The sequence below is a fragment of the Streptomyces sp. NPDC038213 genome (assembly GCF_055600495.1).
This window is the reverse complement of record NZ_JBVJYM010000036.1, coordinates 13,019-31,166: the sequence shown is the minus strand read 5'-3', so window position 1 is coordinate 31,166 and position 18,148 is coordinate 13,019. Positions and strand designations below refer to the sequence as shown.

Below are 18,148 nucleotides of genomic sequence, written 5' to 3'. Positions count from 1 at the left end.
TCAGCCCTTCACCAGCGGGTTGTAGCCCAGCGGCAGACCGGCGGCGAAGACCGCCGCCTGAGCGCCGTACGCGGGCCTCATCCGGACGCCGCGGGTGGCCTTGACTGCGCGCTCCAGCTCCTGCCGGGCGGCGGGAAGGTCGGCGGCCCGGCGGGCGGTGACGGTGACCATCAGCGTCCAGTCGACGACCTGCGCGCCGCCGGCCACCTGAGCGGCGGCCTCCTCGGCACGCTGTGCGTCGGCCTTTTGCGACCACTTCGCCCGGCCCTTGACCTCGGCCGTGGCCTGCGCGGTGTTGTAGGCGGCGCTGATCTCGCGCTCCAGGACCGCCTCGCCCTCGTGCGGGTCGAGCACCCGGTAGGCGAGGGTGATGCGCCGCTGGTACCGGCCGGGTGCGAGGAGCGGCAGGAGCACGCTGTAGGAGATGGGGCGGCGCGGCATCTCGCGCAGCACCCAGGAGACGGAGATGCCTCCGTCGTGGGCGTACTCCTCCCACCCGTCGTCGGCGGCCTGCGGCCCGCACTCCGACCACGACAGGTCGGCGAACTCGGCATCCCTCGCGTTGAACACGTCCGGGTCGTAGGCCGACCTCACCAGGCGCCGCAGGTCGATGTCGGTGGCCCGGCGCTCGATGTCCGTGCCGGTGCCGGACAGGTCGATCGAGTCGACCGCCTTGAGCGCTTCGGCGACCTGCTCGGCAAGGTCCGTCGGGGGGTTCACCGAGGCGTTGGGGTCGACGGTGACCGACATCCACGGCGCCACCGAGGCGGTGGCGTGCGGGGTGGTGCGTACGAGCTCCTCGACGATCTGCTTCGCCAGGGCCGGGGCTCCGGGGTCCTGACGCGCCTTCACGTCGTCGCCGAGCGCTTCGCCGGCGCCGGGGGTGATCTGGATCGTCACCGAGGCGCCCTTGATCTGGTCGTCGGTGCTCATCGCTTCCAGCACGGACGACCAGGTGCGCAGCGAGCTCTGCACGGCCCCGGTGGGGGCCATCAGGCTGCCGCCCGGGGCAAGCAGGGTGCTGATGGTCATGTAGCCGGTGGCCCGGTCATGCACGACGCCCACGCTCCGGCCCGAGGTCGGGTCGTGCGCCTTGACCAGGGTGGAGGAGGCCCCCACGCCCGGGAGGTCCAGGGCGTAGGGGAGCTCCAGCAGGAGACGGCGGTAGGAGTTGGCTTCCGACTTCGACGCCCGGCTCCACGCAGCCTTGGCCCAGTAGTACGTCAGGGCGGACATGCCGTGACGGCGGGCGGCAGCCAGGCCGACGCCGACGAGCGCGGTAGGCAGTGTCACCAGCAGGGTGACCGGTGACTGGGTGGCGATGAGCCCGACGGCGAGCAGGGTCAGGGCGGCGCCGATCGTCGCGCCCTTGGACAGCCCGCCGATCCCGAAGGACTTGCGGACCCGAAATCCGTTCACCATCAGCGCCTTGGGCACTTCGTGCGCTGAACTCACACTCACTGCTGGTTCCCCCCGCCGCCGATCTGTCCGGCCGCCCCTTGGATGCCGTCGTTGATGCCGTCCAGGACCTGGACGCCGAGGGCGACGCCCGCCGTGGCGGTTCCGGCGGCGACGGTGGTCGCCGTGCCGGTCGTGCCTGCGGTGGTGGTCGCCCCGGTGACGCCTTCGGGTCCTGCCTGTGCCGGGATGCTCGCGGTGGCCTCGTTGCGGGCCGCCTGCGCTTGGACGTCGCCTCCCTGGCCGCCTTCCTGTCCCTGGCCCTGGCCCTGCTTGCCCATGCTCTGCTCGACGAACTGGGCGTGCTGGACCGCGTTCACATCGCCGCCACCGCTGCCGCCGCTGTCGCTGTCGCCGCCGCCGGCCTTGCCGCCGATGTAGCCCGCGGCCGCGCCGAGGGCTCCGCTCGCGCCGCCGGACGCCATGCCCGCACCGACGACCTCGCCGAACGGGGCGAAGATCCGGGTGAGCGGGCCTGGCGCGATGACGCCGAGGATGAGGGTGGCGCATCCGCGCAGCCATTCCGCCAGGGTCTGGGAGTGCCCGAACTCGGCGAAGCCGGTGCAGATGATGATGGCCAGGATCGGCTTGTACGTCACGACGACGAGACCGGCGGTGATGAGCTTGGGTGCCCACTGGCGGGTTGCGTCGCCGCCGGTCCGGCCGCCGCCGGCCACGGGCAGCAGCAGGCAGATGATCGGGATCGCGGACTGCCGCAGGAACACCATGATGAGCTGGATGAAGCCGACGATGAGCAGGACCTGGACCACGCCGAGCATCAGGATCGGGTTGGAGATGCCGTTGGGCATCATGACCGCGAGGATCCGCTCGTAGGCCTTGCCGTCGTCGGCGAAGGTGGCGTTGACGAGTCCGGCGGACAGGGCGTCGGCTGCGATCAGCAGGAGCGCGAACAGGGACACCCCGATCGCGGACAGGATGATGTTCTCCACCCACCCCGCCATCGCCCGGCCGAGGTGTTTGACCTGCCCGGTGACTGCCATCTTGCCCAGCTGCCACATGACTCCGCCGGCGGCGATGACCAGGCCTAGCCACATGAGCATCCCGGAGAGGGTGGCGTCCTTCCCCCACAGTCCGGTGGCCGCGAGGTCGACCGATGGCCCCAGCAGGGCGACGGTCAGAACCTTCTTGATGATCCACTTCACGCCGTCGGCGGCGGACTTGATGACGTCGCCCAGGACGGAGTCCCAGACGTTCTTCCACTCTTCCTTGATCTTCTTCTCGGCCGCGTCGCCGAGCTTGTCGCACAGCGGCGAGCCGGTCAGGCCGCCGATGCCGGTGACCTTGCCCTTGATGCCGAGGATCGTCCCGAGGACCGGGCCGGAGGCGAAGCGGCATCCGCCCTCGATGGCGTTGCCGATGGGCCCGTCGGCCCGGGCGGGCTGGGGTGCGGCTACCACCGAGACGCCGAAGACCGCGACGAGCGCGAGCAGCAGTGCTGCGAGTCGGCGCGTCACGATGCCTCCCGGATAGCCGTCCATCCAGCGGTGTTGAACACCTCGTCGCCGGGGGCGGCCATCGTCGGCTCCGCCTTGCCCTGGGTCTCCTGCTGGGCCCGGGCGGTGGCGTCCGCGGTCATCTTCCAGTCCCCGTCCACCCACTGCGCACCGACCAGGGTGCGGGTGTACGAGCCCTTCTCCTCCGCCGTCTCCCCGTTCTTCTGGACCACCCGGGCCAGCAGCCACGCGGAGACCTCGTCGCCGGACTGCTTGATGACCTTGTAGCCGACGACGTGGCTGCGCACGTACGCGCCGGACGGCAGCGGCTGCCCGGCCGGAACGCCCATCTCCTTCGCGAGCGACTTGTCGGTGGCGATCGCGTTGAGCTCGATCTGCTCGGCAGCCTCCGACGACTGGTCGGCCTTGCCGATGTACGTGTTGTAGATGCGCAGCTGCTCGGTCCTGTTGGACCGGTCGCCCTCGATGCGCGTGGTGTTGCCGGCCGCCATCATGGCCACCGCGCCTTCGGCGGTGTGCGGGAAGCCGAGCTGGCTGCCGCGCTCGTCCGTGCGCTGCCCCCGCGGAAGCGCCGTCCATCGCTGCGGCTCGGTCCAGTCCGGCGGCTGCGCGTACGTCGGCTCCGGGCTCGCCGAGCCCGACGCGCTCGGGTTGGCGCTGCTGCCGCCCTTGCCCCCGGTCCTCGACTCGTCGTCACCACCGCCGCTGAACGCGGCGTAGGCCGTCAGCAGCAGCATGGCGGCCAGCGAGATACCGGCGATCCATGTGCCCTTGGTGTTCCACGTCCCCCTGGTCCGCGACATGCCTGCCTCAGCCTCCCGCGATGCCGTTGAGGATGGTGATCAGCGACCCGGCCAACAAAATCGTGGCAACGCCGCCGCCCATCCACTTGAACGGCTCGGCGCCGCCGCCGTTCCTCGACTTGTCGCTGACGGCGAGCTTGTAGACGCCGAAGCCGGTGCCACCGACACCGGCGAGGATGAGCAGCCACAGGCCGTATCCGAAGATCTTCGACACGGGGCCGTCGAGCCCCGGGATCTTCGTGGGGGTCGACCCCGGGATCAGGCCGTCGGCCGCGAGCGTGATCAGCTCGTTGGTCATGGTCATCGTTTGGTCCCTTCCATCGTGCGCCGCAGCCTCTCGGCAGCGGTCAGAACGCTCTTGTGCTCCATGGCCTCGGCCGGATCTTTAACGGCGCGAAGGACCGGCAGGTACGGCACCCGCGCCACGCCGGCCAGTCGCCCCTCCAGGGCGCGCACCAGGAACCGGGCATCGGGCACCGGCCGGGTGGGGGCGTCCGAGATCAGCACCAGCCACGGCTTCGGCAGGGTGCCCCAGCGCGCGAGCATCGCCTCGACCTGGTGGGCGCCGTACACGGTCGTCTCGGCCAGAAGGACCGACTGGGCCCCGTACGGAATGGGCTCGGCCATGCTGAGGAGCCGGGCCCGGGCGCCGTCGGAGTCGTCGTCGAGCATCCGCGCGACGGTCGCCACCGCAATGCCGTACCCGTGGACGGGAATCAGCGCGTACCGAAGTGCAACCGGCGGATTGACGGCCGGGGTTCGGCTCTCCGGATGGGTAATCACACCGCAACTCCCCCCTACAAGCGTGTGTTTCCACCACGGCTTTGGGCTCGTGGGACTCCTGAGGCTAGCGTGCACCGGGGACAAACCCGATCACGGTTTTCAGGCCCTGGGGAGGTCAGGTCAGGTGAGGTCGCTGCACGGGACGGTCCGCACGCACGAACAGCGCTCCGGGACCGCCCTGCGGAATGCGGAAATGCGCCATGCCGGATTCGGCCACATCGCCGATCGTCGTGCGGAGCCGAATAGCCATCAGTCACACCCCCGAGTTCCCAACGCCTGCACGTCCGAGCCGTTCATTTCGCACAGCGAAATACGGCAGGCGGGATTTCGCTGTGCGAAGTCACCCGACGCGAGGCGTGAGCTGACCCTACGTGAGGCCGGAAGGAAGCTGAGCGCTGACCCTGCCCCCTTCGCCGACCTGACGATCTCGCGCACAACACCCGGACGGCGTAGCGGACACCGCCTTCCCGAGCACCCCCGCCGGCGGCCCGGGACCGCACGCAAAGAGGCCTCAGCCACAAGGACGCTCATGATCTAGTACGCCGAATCCACACAGCAGACAGGACAGCGAGCGCACGGAACAGCACGGGGGGAAGCATGAAGTGGTTGGTCGGGATCGTCCTGGCGCTGGTCGGCATGATGCTGGCCGGTGTCGGACTGATTGTGATGCTGCTGATCGACAGCGACGCCAGCGCCACCGAGAACACCGACGGCGGCGGCGGCCTGCGCGGCGTCCCCACCGAGTTCCGCCCCTGGATCCTCAAGGCGGATGCCGCCTGCAAGCACCCCGAGATGACCCCGGCCTACCTCGCCGCACAGCTGTGGAAGGAGGCCAACTTCTCCACCAAGCGCGACAAGAGCGCCATCAGCGACATGGGCGCCCAGGGACCCGCCCAGTTCATCGACGGCACCTGGGCGACCTGGGGTCGCGACTACGACGGCAACGGGGAGATCTCGCGCTGGGACATTGGCGACGCGGTGATGGCGCAGGGCGCCCTGATGTGCTCGCTCCTCGGTGACGCGAAGTCCTCCGGATACCCGGGCGACCCGCGGGCCCTCGCGTTGGCCGGCTACAACGCGGGCTGGGGCCGGGTCGTGGAGTTCAAGGGCGTACCGCCGATCTGGTTCGCCCGCCGCAAGGGCGAGACCGAGGGCGAGACCTACGCGTACGTCCGGATCATCATGGCCAAGATCAAGGACTTCGAGGGGCCGGGCCTGCTGGAGGTCTCCGGCAGCGGCATCGGCGCGGACGCTCTGCGCCGGGCGGCGGCCCGGGCGGGCACTCCGTACTCCTGGGGCGGCGGTGGCCCCGGCGGTCCCTCGCTCGGGTTCTGCGACGGTCTCAACGGCTATTTGAACGGGCAGTGCAGCGCCTCCAACACGGTCGGCTTCGACTGCTCCAGCTTGGTCCAGTACGCCTACTGGCCGACCACGAAACTCCCCCGCGTCGCGGCCGCCCAGTACGGCGAGACCTCCCACCGTGCAGTCGCCCGCGACCAGCTCAAGCCCGGCGATCTGCTGTTCTGGAGCAAGGGCGGATCCGGCTCGATCTATCACGTGGCGATCTACGCGGGCGACGGCAACGTGCTGCACGCGCCGCGCACCGGCCGGGTCGTCGAGCTCCAGCCGCTCACCTCCGCCATGCCCGCCGACGACTACTTCGGTGCCACCCGGCCCTGACCCGCACCACCCCGAGAACGACGTGTGCCGCAGACCCGGACCGGGGTCTGCGGCACACGTGCGTCGGGCGGACTACTTCGCCTTGCCCGGCTTGGCCGTGGGACCGGTCTGCCGGTGTGCAGCCACCCCGGCCTCCGCAGGCGCCGCCGCCTTGGCAGCCTGCGCCTTAGTAGGACCCACCGTCGTCGACTGCGACCGCGCGGCGGTGGTGGACACCTTCGGACGCGCCGCCGGCGGGGCCTCCCCCGGCGCGTGCCGAAGAACGTGGTTGGTCGCCTGGACCAACCGCGAACCGATCTGCCCGTTCGGGCCCGCCGTCCAGGACACGTCCTTCGCCAGCCCCGCCAGATGCTCGGCGACCGGCTTCTTCTCGCTCTCCATCTTCGCCATCCGCGCAGCAACCAGCGGCCACTGCTTCGCGGTGATCGCGAGGTCGACCTCGCGCCCGTAAGCGGGCAGCGCGTCCTTGAGCATCCGGGCGTACCGCACGTTCTCCTGCGGGGAGATCGCCAACTGCCGCAGGGCCCTTTCCCGGTCGTTCAGGTCGAGATCCTTCGGGATGTCGAGTCCGTCGGTGAGCGGTCCCCACGACAGCAGTGCATCCCGGCTCGTGGCCGGAGCCTCGCCAGCCGCGATCACCTTCGCCACGGCCTGGTCGACGCCCAGTCCCTCGTCGTGCGCGGACGCCAGGATCTTCCGCACGTCGACACCACGCTCGTCCAGCTTCGCCATCGTCGCCGCAATGTCGGGCCACGTCGGCGAGGACAGGATCGCCTCACGCACCGGACCGGCGGGCAGGGTCTCGCGGAGCATCCGCTCCCACTCCCCCGTCCCCTCCTTCGCCACCCGCTCCGCGTTCGCGGCCACCTGATCCCGCACGGTCACCGCGATCTCGCCGACCCGGGGCAGCAGCTGCTCCAGGTCGACCCCGGCCTTCTTCAACGCCATGAGCTGCTGTGCCAACTGCGGCCAGTCCGCACCGGACAGCAGGGCCATGGAGACGTCCGCGGGGAGGAGGTCCTTGAGCTCTGCCTTCGCGTCCTCCTTCGCCTGCTCGGCGGGCGGCAGCTCCTCCTCGGCTCCCTTCTTCTGCCGCTGCTGGTGTCGCCGGACCGCGTCGGCGATGGCCATCACTAGCTTCACTGACATGACGGCGGTCTGCACCGCCTCGCCCGCCGCTTCGGCGAACGGCTCCCCTGGTGACGCTGGTGTCGTCATCTGCTGCTCTCCCCTCGTTAGCGGGTCCTTCGCGGACCCTTGCGCGGCTCGTCGCCGGGCGGCCTGCGCCGAGGCGCGGGTGCCGCCTTGCGGGTCGGTGCGGCGCTTCTCCCCGTGCCGCCTCCGGCCGTCGACGACGGGCGTGTTCCGGCGGACGCATCTGCGGTGGCTCCGCGCTGGTTCCGCCATCCGACCAGTCGCCATGAAAGCACTTCGGCGACCGACTCTGCTGAGCTCAACTCCCGGCGGGCTGCGACCGTTGCCAGCACTTCGACGGGGTCTTCGCCCGCTCGTTCGAGCTCGATCAGAACGTTCCGCAGGGTGGGCCAGGCCGGGTCCGCCAGGATCACCCGCGCGTGCTTGGGAACGGCCTGCTGCACCACGCCCGCCATGGGGCGCTCGCCGGGCGCGGCTGCCGCACGTTGGCCTGCTGCGGGACGCGCCGCGGACCGTTTGGGACGGGGGCGGTACTCGCGCGCCGCGCTCGCGCCGGCGGTTACCTCGACCGCTTCTCGTAGCAACCGCCCGGCCCGCCCCGAGGCCTGCGCGTGGATGCGGTGCTCCTGTGCCTCGTGCCAGCGACGGGCTGCCTCCACGGCTTGCACCAGGGCGAGCAGGAAGCCCAGGGCGGCGGCCGCGTTGTTGTGGCCGACAGCGGCCGCCGACTGCGAGAGAACCTGCGCGGACTCGCGGTACAGCGCCCTCGCCTGACCCTCCAGGGCGCGGTCGCCCGGGGCTCGTGATGCCCGCTCGAACTCTCCTGCCGCCTGTCTGATCTGCTCGCGTACCAGGCGCGGCGAAACGATGGCGGCGACCACAATGAGGTCCCCGAGAGCGGCTACCTCACCGGCGCCGTGGTGGAGGCCTTCGGCCCCGAGTCGACCAGCTGCTTCGCGGACCTTCTCTTCGGCGATCCGCCACATCTCCGCCGGCGCCGCGCGCGGTGCCGGAACCGGGTTCGCCCAGCGTTCGCGGACGCGTGGCAGAGACAGGTCCGGTGCGAGCTTGGCGCCGGGGAACCAGATCGGTGACTGCTCCGGATTCCGGTCGCCCTGCATCGCCACCGAGTAGCCGGTGATGTTCCCGTCCGGGGCGATGCGCTGCTTCACGCGCACGCCCGAGGCGGCGAGACGCTCGAAGAAGTCGGCGTCGCTCGTCGCTGCGGCCGCCGCCTCGCGCACCGTCCGCTGAAGAGTCACGCGAGGGGCTTCGCTCAGGCCCCGCCGCTGCGCCTTCTCCAGCTCGCCCGGCTTGCGCCAGCGCGATGCGGTCTTGTCCCCGTTCTTGAGCCTGCGCAGTCCGAGCTGCTCCTCGAAGATCCGGGCCGCAGCCTGCATCTTGAAGATGTCTCCGCGCAAGTTCGGCTGGCGTCCGTCTTCCCGGGCCTTCGTCGCCACGAGGTGGATGTGGTCGTCGGCATGGCGCACGGCCACCCATCGGCATCCCTCGTCGTCGCCATGCTCGGCGATCCCGGAGGCATGCATCATCTCGCGCGCGATCTCGGCCCATTCCTCGTCGCTGAGGATCCGGTCCTTCTCGTCGTTCCGGACTGCCACGTGGTACACGTGCAGCTTCGGCTTCTTGCCTCGCATCGCGAATACGGGTGCGTCTAGAAGGAGCGCAAGGTCCGAGATCGTCATGTCGGGCGAGCGTGCCGGATCGTCGACGTAGGGGTCCCACGCGGCGACCATGTGCGGGTTCGTGTGCTCGTCCCGCCGGCCGGGCCCGTACAGGTAGGCCAGCAGGCCGAAGGTGTCGCTGCCCTCGTCGAGCTTCTGCGGGATCACCCGCGCTCCTTTCGCTCCCGCATCAGCTGGAGCGTGGCCGCGTCCAGGCGCTGGATGGCGGTCACCAGGGCTCGGTGCACGGCGGCCATCTGCGCGTCAGGCACCTCGCCATCGGAGTTCATCACCTTGGCGATCTGGTTGTAGTTGGTCCCGACTCGCTTGAGCTGCTTGCGTGCCTCGATCAGCTCTCCGACCACTGCCTTGGCGTTGACAGGCGTCGGGACGAGCATCTCTTCTGCAACGTCTAGGGCGACGCGTCCGATCCAGGATGCTGTCGCTTGGCGGTCGCGTTCGGCGGCCGCTTTGACGAGCTCGTGCTCGTCGTCGTTGTACGAGACCTTGATGCGTGTTTCGCGAGCGCCGCCGGCCTCGCGCTCACGCCTCCGCGTAGCGGGGCGCTGGCGTGTCTCATCCGCTGCTGGCTCTGCCACAACAGCCCCCTCCGGGGTTCCCCGGTCCGTGCTCGGACCCATGATCACCGGCCGCCAACCCTACTGGAAGAGGCGGCCGGTGATCCGCTTACTGGGCCCAGTAAGCACTATCTTGCTACCGGCGTCTAAGGGGGTGCCCTTAGACGCCGGTAGCGCTCTGACCTGCGGTCAAAACCCTAGGGCGTGGTGCTGATTGCTCAATTTCGAGCGGTCGAATCGACCTCGGGAAAGTACGATGCGCGCATGTCTGCACACGAGATGAAGCAACGGATGGAAGCGATCCTCAAGGCTCGGGCCGAGGCCATCGAGCCGCTGGTGGACGTCCAGGGGCAGCGGGCCGATCTCCTTGACCAGCTCGCTGCACTCGACGAGCCGTACGGCAGGGCCTACGCCGGTGCCGAGGCGGCTGGCTGGACCGCCGAGGAGCTGGCGGAGATCGGCGCGGAGGAGCCGACGAAGCGGCCGAAGGGGCGGCCGCGGGGTCGGCGCACGTCGGCGCGGAAGGGAGCGTCGGCCGCGGGGTCGGAGGCATCCTCGCCGGCGGCGAGCGTTCCGGCTCAGGACAGCACCGGGAGCATTCCGCCGGTCGCGGCGGCCGGGCAGTCCGGCTGACGTCGAGCAGCACGAAGAGGGGGGCTCCGGTTCGTCGGGGCCCCCTTCTTCGTGTCCGACGGACGGTGCGCACATCTGGGCCGCAAAGAGCCCCGGCGGGCCGCTGGTTCTGCGGCCCGCCGGGGCGGTGGGTCAGGCGGCCTGGGGCTGGCCGCTGGCCTCCTCGTCGAAGAGAATCATCTGCTCGATCCGCTGCCGCGGGATGGTGGGGACGGCATAGATCCGGCGGACGTAGACCCGGGTCTTGTCCTCCCAGTCCGCAATGCCGAGGATCCGGCCAAAGACTGCGGCGGCGACCATCGGGCAGACCGCATCAGCTGCCTGCTGGGCGACGTTGCGGACTCCGCGGCCGCGCCCGACGTGGCGCCAGGGGAAGTCGCCGGGGAAGCCCACCAGACGGCCGATGTCGGCCTGGGTGATGCGCTCGCCGGTCTCGGAGTCCGTCCACCCGTAGATGGTGGCGGTCACGCAGGTGGAGGGTCGGTCGGCGGACCGGCTGCCGCCGCCCTTGGCTCGGCCGGTCTCGGGGTCAACGGGCCTGTGGCCCCGCGTGAGGATGGTCCTGCCGGTGGGCCACCCGACGACCTCCGCGAACGTCGTGGCGGGGAACGGGGCGGTCGGCGTGAGGTCGACGAACGGCTTCGTCTCGCCTCGGTAGGCGGCCATGAACCGGCGCTTGCGGTGCGAGGCGGCGCCGTAGTTCACCGCGTCCAGGGTCCACGCCTCGGTGGTGTGCCATCCGGCGCCGGTGAGCTCCGCGAACAGTGCGTCCTCGATCTGGGCGGGCAGAGCGGAGGACTGCTCGACGGCCACCCATTCCAGGGAGTCGTTCCACCTGGCCAACATCGCAAGCGGCCAGATGATCACTTCCGCCATGAGTCCCGCACGCTCGTCTTCGAGCTCGGCGAGCGGCGCGCGGACTTCGTCCCAGGTGAGCCCGGACCGGGGCGCAAAGCCGGTCGGGGAGCCGTCCCAGGGGAGGAATCCGGCGGCCGCGGTGGCCTCCCAGATGACCGACAGAATCAGGTTGATCGCTCCCGCGTACCGGCCCTTGCCCAGGCCGCTGGGGGTGAACGCCTGGCACGGCGGGGTGAGGGCGATTCCGCTGACCCACTGGAGCGCGGGCGACTCGGGGTTGAGGTCGGTCACGTCGGCGTGGATGACGCGGAATCCGGCGGCGACAGCGGTGGCGACGGCGCCGCCATCCAGGTCGATGCCGACGATGTCGACGTCGGCACCGAGGACGTCGCGCAGGCCGACCGAGAGCCCGCCGGGGCCGTGGAAGAGGACGATGACCCGCTTGCGGATGATGCGTCCGAAGGTGTCGCGCTCGGGCTCGAAAAGCCACTCGATCGGGAACGGGGCGGCGTACCACTCCAGGAGTCGGCGGGTGTCGGCGTCCAGGGCGGCGAGCGTGTCGGCGGTGACGCGGCCGCGCTCTTCCAGTCGGCCGCACGCCATCGCGGCGCGCTCTCCGCGGGCGGCGGTGTAGCACTCCTCGACTCGGTCGGTGTCGCCCTCGGTGATGGCGCGGGCGCAGTCGACGACGCGCTCGACCGCTTCGAACTTCCACTCTTCGGCCGGGCGTCCGGGGTGGAGGCTGGCGTATTCGGTGAGCAGTGCGGCGGCGGTCTGGCACTCGACGAGGGCGGGGTGACCGGCGGCCGCGGTGATGGCGGCGGCGTCCTCGGCTTCGTGCTGTGCGATGTCCTCCAGGGCTGCGGCGCTGAGGGGCCGGGGGCCAGGGCGCAGCAGGCTCATCAGCCCGCCGGCGGGCACGCCGGAAGTACGGGTCTCGCCCATGAGATTCCTGTCGGTTGAGGTCTTCGGTGTGGTGGGCCTGGGCCCGCGCCGGTCCGGAGGATTCCCGCCCTCCCTCTCGACGTACTAATACTCTCAAGTTTTGCGGTGTGGGTCAAGACTAAAAGGCCAGGTCAGAGCACATTTCTCGGCGAGTTGCGCGCGTCGGCTCGCGGCCGGAGCGCCCCTCCGGCCACCCGGAAATGCCCGGCGACCCGCGCGGAATGGGATGGCACCTGCCACATCGCGGCAGCTGCTGCTCCCCCTCAACCACGACCTCGGGGTGCGATCGCCTCACGCTCCTGCATCCGCGACGGCGTGGGTACGGTCCGCGCCCCGTGCGGCCCGGCAGTGCGCCGTACCGGAGCGCAACCCGGCCACCCTCCCCTCGCTGCTGGCCGTCTTTTCCTCGCCCGAATCACCCGCAGCCGCCGACGCGCGTGGCCACGGAGGCTTACGGACCGTGGGCGCCTCGCGGGTGCACACAGCAGGGCCGCACGCTTCACTTTCGCGGGGCTCATCGGACCGACTCGCTGCCGGAATCCGGGCACGGGCGCGATGGCCTGTGAGCACGGAAACGGCCAGCACCCCCGGGGCGGTTTGGGGCGTGCTGGCCATGGTCGTGACCTGCTACTGCTGCGCCTTTTTGCGGGCTTCGGTGACGACCTTCTTCCAGGTGTCGATCGACTGCCCGTGCTCGCGAGCGAGTTCGGCGGCGACTTCGCCGGCGGCTCGCTCGGGGTTCGCGGCCAGAGCTTCGGCGGCCCGCTGGAGGCGGGCGGCGGCCTGCTCCTTGTTGCCGCCCGACGGGCGGCCGCCGCGGCTGCCGAGGCCCGGGTTGGCGTCCGCGAAGTCCCACAGCTGCTGCCGGGTCCTCCATCGCCGGACGCGGGTGTTCAGCTGCTCGGCGCGGCCCTGCGGCCACCCCGGCGGCGGCTTCTTGTCGTACTGGGTGATGCGGCTGGGGTCGACGCCGAGGACCCGCGCCTGCGCTGCCGGAGGGAGTTCCTCGTCCGGGTCGCCGGTCCGGTCGACCGTGGGCTCGGGGCGGGGCGCCTTGGCCTCCTCCTCCTGGCGGTGCTGGTCGAACCAGGCGATCCACCCGTCGAGCTCCCAGTGGAGGGCGCCGTCGACCGTGAGGGCATCGGGGTGGCCGTTGGTCTCGCGTGCGCTCCACAGTTTCCACAGGGTGTCCCTGCTGTAGCCGCTGCGCTCGACCAGCTCCTCGCGGGTCGCCCACTGGTGGCCGTCGATCGTCTTCACGGGGTCTGCTCCTGGGTGTCGCGGTTGATGGATACGATGGTGCCTGGTTCGGTTTGCGGCCTGTTGAGGGCCCTCGGTGCCGAGCCGCCGGCCCGGCGGGATTCCCACGCTCTTGCGCCCCGCCGGGCCTCTTGCTGTCTGCGGTCAGTTCTTCCCGCGCTCGATGATCTCGCGCAGGGAGATGTTCGCCTTGAACTGACCGAGCCTGTCCTCGACGGCGGCGTACTCCGCGAAGAGCTCCGGGTTGAGCTGGGCGGAGCGAACGAGGTCGTCGGTGTGGGCGAGCGGGCAGGCCCGGCAGCTGAGGCGGCCCATTCCCATGCGGTAGGCGTCGTGGCGCTCGATGCCGTTCTCCTCGTGCATCTGCCACACCTGGTCGGTGGTGAGGTGATGGATCGGCAGCCACGTCGTCACGACGCGCAGCGTGCCCTTGCCGCTCATGCGGTGCCGCTCCACGACCGGCTTCTTCGCGCGTGCCCGGGACTCCTCGGCGCGCATCCCCATCGCGTATCCGGCACGAATCGGTTCGCGCAGCCGGAGCTCGGCGCGGAGCTCGTCCACGTAGGCGCGGCCGGTCGCGGTCTTTGTGTCGCTCGTGCAGTAGCGCGCGAAAAATCCAGGCCACCGGCCGTGGGAAATCATGCGGTCCCACAAGGACGGCCACCGGGTGCTGCGGCGTACGGCGAAGGGGACGCCGTACGAGGCGGCGCGGCGACGGGCGACGTCGGCGGCGCCCGGCCATTCGATGCTGTGTCCGCCGGGGGTGCTGCCGAGGTCGCAGTGCAGGATGCGGACCTTGTGCAGCTGGCCCGCAGCCTCGGCGGAGCTGCACACGGTGTGCACCGTGGCGCCGCTGTCCTTGCCACCGGAGTCGCCGATCACCACGACGTGCTGACTGTCCCAGTCGAAGGTGTCAGTGGCGGGCGCGGCCGGCGGTTCGGCCGGCTGGGAGAAGAGCGCGAGTTGGGCGGCTCCGCACTGGGCGGCGCACGGGGGAAGGGTCTTCGTCATGACGGGCTCCGTGGTGTTGAGGTGTTCGGTGGGGCCCGGTCGGCGGGGATTCCCGCCTCGCCGGCCGGACCGGTGTGGGGGCCGCGTGGCACGGGCGCACGCGGCCGGGGCCCGGGCGGGCGTCGTATCCCGCCCGGGGCCAGGGGGTCAGCTGCGGGTGGCGGCGGCGTTGAGGGCGGCGAGCCTGCGGGCGTGGTCCGCCGCCAGGGCGGCGGACCACGTCGTCTCGGGGTCGTTGCGCCAGTCGACGACGTACGCGGCCAGGTCGGCGGTGTCCGCGGCGGCGAAGGTGCGGCCCTGGAGCTGGGTTCCGTCCGCGTCCCACAGGAGGACCACCCACTCGTCGGCGTCCGTGATCTCGCGGTCGACGGTCATCTCGTCCTCGTCGTCCCGGTCGTGGAGGTAGACCGCGAGGGAGGGCTCGTCGCCGGTCGGGTAGGGCGAGCGGTGGAGCGAGTCGATCTCCACCCAGCTGGTGGGCCCCTGACCGATCACGGCGCGTGATTCGCGGTGCAGGGGCAGGCCGCACTCGGCGAGCGCGTCGCGCAGGATCCACTCGGCCCGTCGGGCGGTGTACTTGTCGGCGGCCTCGGCCAGCGTGAGGAGGTGGGCCGCGGCTTCCTCGGAGGAGGCGAAGCTGCCGGACCACACGGTCGCGCCGAGGGGGATCACCCGCCAGATGCGCCCGCGGCGCGCCATGTAGCCCAGCCGGTGGGCGCCGCGGCGGACCGGGTAGTGACCGGCTCCGTCGGCGGGGTGGACCTGGTAGCCGACCGGCGGAAAGTCGGCGTCCTGCGTCGTGTGCTCGCCGCCGTGCGCCGCGATGAGGTCGCCGACGGCGTCGGCGGGGACCTCCAGGCAAAGGGTGCCGCTGGCGGTCTGGCCGGTCAGTACCAGTTCGTCGTCCTCGGCCTCCCAGTCGTCGGTGTCGGGGGCGGCGAGGCCGGGCGCGAGGTAGACCTCGTCCAGCACGGCGGAGTTGGGCATGGCCTTGACGTAGACCATGAGGTCGTCGGCGAGGCGGATGCGGGTGTACCCGCGGCCCGTGCCGGCGGCGGCGATGCGGTTGAGGCGTTCGGTGAGCATGTGGGGCTCCTTCGGTCGGTGAGGGGGCCGGGCCCGGCGTCTGCCGGGCCCGGCGGTGGTCCTGCTGGGCGGGGCCTACTTCTGGTAGGCGGCGATCAGCTCGCGGACCTTGTCGTCACCGATGCACCCGGCGGGCGCCTTGAACTCCGCGGAGGCGGGGTGCCGGTGGGTGCTGGGCAGCCCGCCGTTGCGGCCGCGCTGGTGGGACCAGTAGCGCGGGCCCTGCCAGCCGCACAGCTCGCACTCCTGCCACCACGGGTTGTCGCTGCCGGGGAAGCCGGTGTACGGCTTCCAGCGGTGCAGCGCCAGGGCGGCCATGACCTTCTCTGCGGCCTCGACGTTGCGGGGGCTCTGGGGCATCCGCGGGTGAAGCAGCGGCACCGGGCCGTCGAGCACGGGCACGGCGGCCGTGACGTCGGCCAGGGTCATGGCGGTGATGCGACCGGCGGCGTACTCGGCGGCCACGTGCCCGGCCGCCGTCTGCGCCGCCGCCCGGGGCACGCCGCGGCGGCCCTTCTCGGGGCGGCCGAGGTTGTGCTCGCCCTCGCTGGTGAGGGCGAGCCAGTCGCGGTGCCAGCGGAAGACGGCGCCGATCACGGTGTCCGTGCCAATCAGGACGGGGTAGCGCTGCTCCCAGTCGGGCTGGCCGAGTCGGTACGCCAGGGTGGTGCTGGTCATGGTGGTGCTCCTTGCGTGTTGAGGTGTTTCGGTGCGACCGGGCCCGCGGGCGGACGGGGATTCCCGCCCCCGTCCGCTGCGGGGAAGCCGGTCAGTTGGTGGTGTCGCCGAAGTTCGCGGGGTCGAAGGCGAGCTCGTCGGCGAAGAACACGTCCTGGAGGGCCTGGAAGGCCTGCTCCTCGCGGTACGCGCGCTTGGCCAGGAACGCGGCCTCGCCGTGGCTACGGGCCTCGACCGTCAGGAATCGCAGCGGCGACTGCGACGCCAGGGCCGAGTGCGTGAAGTCGGCGCGCTGGAGCTCCCGCTCAATGTCGCAGTCGGCGGCGCGCTGGACGTCGAGCACGTCCCGCTCCCCCGCCCAGTCCGCCTGCCACTCCTTGCCGCTGTAGACGCCCTCGTCGTCGGCGATGACGTAGTAGGTGCCGGGCTTCTTGAAGAGATCCACGCGGTACTCGACGCGGTCCATGTCGGGGCCCATGAAGGGCCTCCTTCCGTTGAGGTCTCGGTGCGGTGGGCCGGGGGCCCGCGTCGGTCCGGAGGATTCCCGCCCCCCTTCTCGACGTACTAATACTCTCAAGTTTTGGGGGGTGGGTCAAGCCGAAAAGGCCAGGTCACGGCGTGTTTCTATGCGAATTTTCGGGCACCTTGCCGAGCGCCCGACCCTCGCGATGCCCGCAGCGCTGGACAGCGATGCCGGGTTCGGCCACATCGCGGCAGCGGCCCGCTCCCCCTCGGCCACGACCGGCGGCGCGGTCGCCTCACGCGCCCGCATCCGCGACGGCGGGGGTACGGTCCGCGCCCGACTCGGCCCGGAATTCCGGCAATCCGGACAGCCACCCGGGCACCCCTCCCCCCGCCGCCAGCCGTCTTTGCTCAGCCCGGAGCACTCGCGGCCGCCGGCGCGCGTGGCCACGGAGGCTTACGGACGGTGGGCGCCCCGGCCACCAGTCCGCCCGCCGGTCGAGACCGTACGGAGGGTGCACGAGGCGCGTCGGCAGACCGTACGACCGGAGGTTCGCCCACCGGCCGGGCCGACGCTCCTCGAGCACCCGGCCCCCAACGGGGCCCGCCCCTGGGAACTCACCTCTTAAGAGGTGAGATTAACGCCCGGCCCCTCCGCTGGCCCCTGAACACGACGGGCCCGACGAGAGGGTTCTCGTCGGGCCCTGGGGTCGGTGCCGGTCAGTACAGCTGTACGCGTGTGAGGACGATCTGCGGCGGCTCGGCGTGGGCGACGATGACGTACTCGGCGACGCCGAGGGCCCCGTCCTCGCCGAGCGGCATACGCCGCTGCTCGGGCCACTTCGCCGACGCGGTGGCGCCGGGTACCTCGCCCCTCGTCGTGTTGATCAGGACGGTGGCGGCCACCACCGCGGCGAACACCTCGGCCGGGAGAGCCTTGTCCAGGAGGAGACTGGTGACCTCCTCGGACAGCACGCACGGCCAGCCGTCGCGCTGCTCGTGCGAGTCACTCAACGAGGCCGCCCGCCTCACGCCGGCGGCGGACGACGTCGGCAACTGCGGTGATCGACAGGGTGCCGTCGATCGCGGCGGCGACCAGCCGGTCTCCTTCGGGGTCGGTGTCGAGCATCGCCTCGCACCACCAGCGGCGCAGAACGCCCTCGGCCTCCTCGGGCGCGGCCGCCAAGAGCTGCCGGTAGAACTCCGCCCGGCGCGGGCCTTCGAGTGCATCCGCGATGCCGTTGGCGTTGCGCGGCACCCGCTCGGGCTCGTGGTGGTGGATCGGCTGTGCGGTCATCGCGCGGTGCCCCTTTCGGTCTGCTTCGAGTCTGCCCTGTCCCCCGGGTGCGGGTCGACCTGTTGCTCCGGACCGGGAGCCTTGGTGAGCATCATGTTCGCCGTCCTTCGTGTAGGGTCTCGCGGCCCGTGGCACAGGCCGGGCCGCTGACCAGCGGCTTTCGATCTGTCTCGCGGCGATGGCACACGGCTCAGTCTCACGAAACGTGGCACTTCCTCCGGACCTTCGCGAGGGCTTGGGCCCCTGACCTGCGCGTCTCACTGATGTGCCGTCATGTGCCAAGATCGAATGAGACTGTGCCACG

Annotated in this window: 19 protein-coding genes; 2 read left to right on the top strand and 17 right to left on the bottom strand. The window is 71.1% G+C overall.

Annotated elements, in window-relative coordinates:
* From ACZ7JZ_RS31810 to ACZ7JZ_RS31785, 6 genes are all read right to left on the bottom strand, one after another.
* Window positions 1–1,461 carry an SCO6880 family protein gene (locus ACZ7JZ_RS31810; protein ID WP_470945530.1) on the bottom strand — a complete coding sequence of 487 codons (1,461 nt, stop codon included), beginning with the start codon at window positions 1,459–1,461 and terminating at the stop codon, window positions 1–3.
* Window positions 1,458–2,933 (bottom strand): hypothetical protein, encoded by a 1,476-nt coding sequence (locus tag ACZ7JZ_RS31805; protein ID WP_470945528.1) that lies wholly within the window; start codon window positions 2,931–2,933, stop codon window positions 1,458–1,460. The genes ACZ7JZ_RS31810 and ACZ7JZ_RS31805 overlap by 4 nt, the downstream gene beginning before the upstream one ends.
* Entirely contained in the window at window positions 2,930–3,736 is an 807-nt protein-coding gene (locus ACZ7JZ_RS31800) for a hypothetical protein (RefSeq protein WP_470945526.1), read from the bottom strand. Before ACZ7JZ_RS31800 ends, ACZ7JZ_RS31805 begins: the two co-directional genes overlap by 4 nt.
* A 7-nt stretch (window positions 3,737–3,743) precedes the next feature.
* On the bottom strand, window positions 3,744–4,040 hold the full coding sequence (locus tag ACZ7JZ_RS31795; protein WP_470945525.1) for a hypothetical protein: 297 nt from the start codon (window positions 4,038–4,040) through the stop codon (window positions 3,744–3,746).
* Window positions 4,037–4,426 (bottom strand): hypothetical protein, encoded by a 390-nt coding sequence (locus ACZ7JZ_RS31790; protein WP_470945523.1) that lies wholly within the window; start codon window positions 4,424–4,426, stop codon window positions 4,037–4,039. The genes ACZ7JZ_RS31795 and ACZ7JZ_RS31790 overlap by 4 nt, the downstream gene beginning before the upstream one ends.
* Window positions 4,427–4,634: 208 nt before the next feature.
* Complete coding sequence (locus tag ACZ7JZ_RS31785) at window positions 4,635–4,769, bottom strand: hypothetical protein (protein ID WP_470945521.1); 135 nt, start codon at window positions 4,767–4,769, stop codon at window positions 4,635–4,637.
* Between the two features lie 347 nt (window positions 4,770–5,116).
* Between ACZ7JZ_RS31785 and ACZ7JZ_RS31780 the strand changes: the two genes are divergently transcribed.
* Window positions 5,117–6,199: a C40 family peptidase gene (locus tag ACZ7JZ_RS31780; RefSeq protein WP_470945520.1), complete on the top strand. Its 1,083-nt coding sequence runs from the start codon at window positions 5,117–5,119 to the stop codon at window positions 6,197–6,199.
* 72 nt (window positions 6,200–6,271) lie between these two features.
* On the opposite strand, the gene ACZ7JZ_RS31775 is transcribed toward ACZ7JZ_RS31780, so the two are convergent.
* From ACZ7JZ_RS31775 to mobC, 3 genes are read right to left on the bottom strand one after another with little or no spacing between them, the layout of a single operon-like run.
* Entirely contained in the window at window positions 6,272–7,417 is a 1,146-nt protein-coding gene (locus ACZ7JZ_RS31775) for a hypothetical protein (RefSeq protein ID WP_470945518.1), read from the bottom strand.
* 17 nt (window positions 7,418–7,434) lie between these two features.
* Complete coding sequence (locus ACZ7JZ_RS31770; protein WP_470945516.1) at window positions 7,435–9,204, bottom strand: relaxase/mobilization nuclease domain-containing protein; 1,770 nt, start codon at window positions 9,202–9,204, stop codon at window positions 7,435–7,437.
* Window positions 9,201–9,635: a plasmid mobilization relaxosome protein MobC gene (mobC, locus tag ACZ7JZ_RS31765; RefSeq protein ID WP_470945514.1), complete on the bottom strand. Its 435-nt coding sequence runs from the start codon at window positions 9,633–9,635 to the stop codon at window positions 9,201–9,203. The genes ACZ7JZ_RS31770 and mobC overlap by 4 nt, the downstream gene beginning before the upstream one ends.
* Window positions 9,636–9,878: 243 nt before the next feature.
* On the opposite strand from mobC, the gene ACZ7JZ_RS31760 reads away from it, so the two are divergent.
* A complete protein-coding gene (locus ACZ7JZ_RS31760; protein WP_470945512.1) occupies window positions 9,879–10,247 on the top strand; it encodes a hypothetical protein in 369 nt (122 codons plus the stop codon).
* Between the two features lie 132 nt (window positions 10,248–10,379).
* Here the strand turns inward: ACZ7JZ_RS31760 and ACZ7JZ_RS31755 are convergent, their stop codons facing one another.
* The 8 genes from ACZ7JZ_RS31755 to ACZ7JZ_RS31720 all read right to left on the bottom strand — a co-directional run bounded on the left by ACZ7JZ_RS31755 (window position 10,380) and on the right by ACZ7JZ_RS31720 (window position 17,844).
* Window positions 10,380–12,050, bottom strand: a complete 1,671-nt coding sequence (locus ACZ7JZ_RS31755; RefSeq protein ID WP_470945511.1) for a DNA cytosine methyltransferase — start codon at window positions 12,048–12,050, stop codon at window positions 10,380–10,382.
* Between the two features lie 627 nt (window positions 12,051–12,677).
* Window positions 12,678–13,310 (bottom strand): hypothetical protein, encoded by a 633-nt coding sequence (locus ACZ7JZ_RS31750; protein WP_470945510.1) that lies wholly within the window; start codon window positions 13,308–13,310, stop codon window positions 12,678–12,680.
* Between the two features lie 144 nt (window positions 13,311–13,454).
* A complete protein-coding gene (locus ACZ7JZ_RS31745; RefSeq protein WP_470945507.1) occupies window positions 13,455–14,321 on the bottom strand; it encodes a phosphoadenosine phosphosulfate reductase domain-containing protein in 867 nt (288 codons plus the stop codon).
* A gap of 147 nt (window positions 14,322–14,468) precedes the next feature.
* Window positions 14,469–15,407, bottom strand: a complete 939-nt coding sequence (locus ACZ7JZ_RS31740) for a hypothetical protein (protein ID WP_470945505.1) — start codon at window positions 15,405–15,407, stop codon at window positions 14,469–14,471.
* A 75-nt stretch (window positions 15,408–15,482) separates the two neighbouring features.
* On the bottom strand, window positions 15,483–16,085 hold the full coding sequence (locus ACZ7JZ_RS31735) for a hypothetical protein (protein WP_470945504.1): 603 nt from the start codon (window positions 16,083–16,085) through the stop codon (window positions 15,483–15,485).
* A 91-nt stretch (window positions 16,086–16,176) separates the two neighbouring features.
* Entirely contained in the window at window positions 16,177–16,563 is a 387-nt protein-coding gene (locus ACZ7JZ_RS31730; protein ID WP_470945502.1) for a hypothetical protein, read from the bottom strand.
* Between the two features lie 704 nt (window positions 16,564–17,267).
* A complete protein-coding gene (locus ACZ7JZ_RS31725) occupies window positions 17,268–17,561 on the bottom strand; it encodes a hypothetical protein (protein WP_470945501.1) in 294 nt (97 codons plus the stop codon).
* The gene (locus tag ACZ7JZ_RS31720) at window positions 17,554–17,844 is read right to left on the bottom strand and encodes a hypothetical protein (RefSeq protein ID WP_470945500.1); all 291 of its coding nucleotides are present in this window, start codon (window positions 17,842–17,844) and stop codon (window positions 17,554–17,556) included. Before ACZ7JZ_RS31720 ends, ACZ7JZ_RS31725 begins: the two co-directional genes overlap by 8 nt.
* Between the last annotated feature and the right edge of the window lie 304 nt (window positions 17,845–18,148).

What these genes read in the sequence shown, in the direction of transcription:
- ACZ7JZ_RS31775 (WP_470945518.1), bottom strand. Translation starts at nt 7,417, where the DNA reads ATGACGACACCAGCGTCACCAGGGGAGCCGTTCGCCGAAGCGGCGGGC.
- ACZ7JZ_RS31800 (WP_470945526.1), bottom strand. Translation starts at nt 3,736, where the DNA reads ATGTCGCGGACCAGGGGGACGTGGAACACCAAGGGCACATGGATCGCC.
- ACZ7JZ_RS31785 (WP_470945521.1), bottom strand. Translation starts at nt 4,769, where the DNA reads ATGGCTATTCGGCTCCGCACGACGATCGGCGATGTGGCCGAATCCGGC.
- ACZ7JZ_RS31730 (WP_470945502.1), bottom strand. Translation starts at nt 16,563, where the DNA reads ATGGGCCCCGACATGGACCGCGTCGAGTACCGCGTGGATCTCTTCAAG.
- ACZ7JZ_RS31740 (WP_470945505.1), bottom strand. Translation starts at nt 15,407, where the DNA reads ATGCTCACCGAACGCCTCAACCGCATCGCCGCCGCCGGCACGGGCCGC.
- ACZ7JZ_RS31780 (WP_470945520.1), top strand. Translation starts at nt 5,117, where the DNA reads ATGAAGTGGTTGGTCGGGATCGTCCTGGCGCTGGTCGGCATGATGCTG.
- ACZ7JZ_RS31735 (WP_470945504.1), bottom strand. Translation starts at nt 16,085, where the DNA reads ATGACCAGCACCACCCTGGCGTACCGACTCGGCCAGCCCGACTGGGAG.
- ACZ7JZ_RS31795 (WP_470945525.1), bottom strand. Translation starts at nt 4,040, where the DNA reads ATGACCATGACCAACGAGCTGATCACGCTCGCGGCCGACGGCCTGATC.
- ACZ7JZ_RS31720 (WP_470945500.1), bottom strand. Translation starts at nt 17,844, where the DNA reads ATGACCGCACAGCCGATCCACCACCACGAGCCCGAGCGGGTGCCGCGC.
- ACZ7JZ_RS31745 (WP_470945507.1), bottom strand. Translation starts at nt 14,321, where the DNA reads ATGACGAAGACCCTTCCCCCGTGCGCCGCCCAGTGCGGAGCCGCCCAA.
- ACZ7JZ_RS31755 (WP_470945511.1), bottom strand. Translation starts at nt 12,050, where the DNA reads ATGGGCGAGACCCGTACTTCCGGCGTGCCCGCCGGCGGGCTGATGAGC.
- ACZ7JZ_RS31760 (WP_470945512.1), top strand. Translation starts at nt 9,879, where the DNA reads ATGTCTGCACACGAGATGAAGCAACGGATGGAAGCGATCCTCAAGGCT.